This is a genomic window from Moorena sp. SIO3I6 (assembly GCF_010672095.1).
In genome coordinates, this window is the sequence record NZ_JAAHHU010001765.1 from 1 (window position 1) to 1012 (window position 1012).

2 pseudogenes are annotated in these 1012 nt (G+C 39.3%); both read left to right on the forward strand.

Going from position 1 to position 1012, the window contains the following annotated elements:
* Positions 1 to 390, forward strand: a pseudogene (locus F6K49_RS52955) (hypothetical protein); the annotation flags it as partial.
* Positions 279 to 866, forward strand: a pseudogene (locus F6K49_RS52960) (transposase). The pseudogenes F6K49_RS52955 and F6K49_RS52960, both read left to right, overlap by 112 nt.
* The last annotated feature ends 146 nt before the right edge of the window (positions 867 to 1012 follow it).

A 1012-nucleotide genomic window follows, 5' to 3' on the forward strand; every position in this document is an offset into this window, starting at 1 on the left:
GACTTGTGGCTAAAAGCCAGAGCTGAAACGGGAAGCTTTAAAGCAAAGCGAAACTATAGTAGAGGACCTGCCCCAAAAATTCAAAACTTAGAGGAATTTCGCCAATTTGCGTGCATAAATGGTGGCAGAAATCAACAACAGATGGCCGAAAAATGGCAAGAAAAAATTAGTCGCATTACTATAGGTAAAGCTTTAAAGCGCATTGGTTTTACGAGAAAAAAAAAACTTACGGGTACAGAGAAAGAAATGAAGAACAACGAGCCGAGTTTCTTAACTATATCAGTCAATATGCTTACCAGAGATTCGTTTACGTCGATGAAGCAGGAGTCGATGATACAGAAGATTATCCCTACGGTTGGTGTGAGAAATCTCAACGATACTACGATCTAAAATTGGGACATAAAACAGAACGCATCAGCCTGGTAGCTGCTTCATGTTGTCGTCAAATTATTGCCCCGATAACTTTTACTGGATACTGCAACACTGAACTAATTAAAATGTGGGTAGAATTTTTCTTAGTACCCGAGTTATTACCTGGACAAATAGTGATTATGGATCAGGCTAGTTTTCACAAATCGGCTCAGATCAAACAATTAATTGAAATGGTTTGAAGTTACCGTAAGAATAAAGAAGCCTTTCTAGGGGACAGGTTATGGGTAAAAAGGTGAAAACTAATGAAATAAGGCTTCTTTATTCTAAGGTTTCGTCTCCCAGGATGTGAACTGGTATTTTTGCCCCCTTATTCACCTGATATTAATAAAATTGAGAAATTTTGGGCAAGACTCAAACACCATTTGAGAAAAACTCTTGATCAATTTGATGGTTTACAGAATGCTATCGATAATGCTTTGCGATTTTTGTCCTAACCAACTCTTTCTCTGCTATAGACGCTTTATTAGGGCGGCTTGGGGAGCGGCTTTATGCTTGTCGATTTCGGCTCGAAGCCGCTCATAATACTCCTTCACGCTCTTCTCGGACGGTTTGATGATGGCCTTAAAGCCTTGTTTTGACA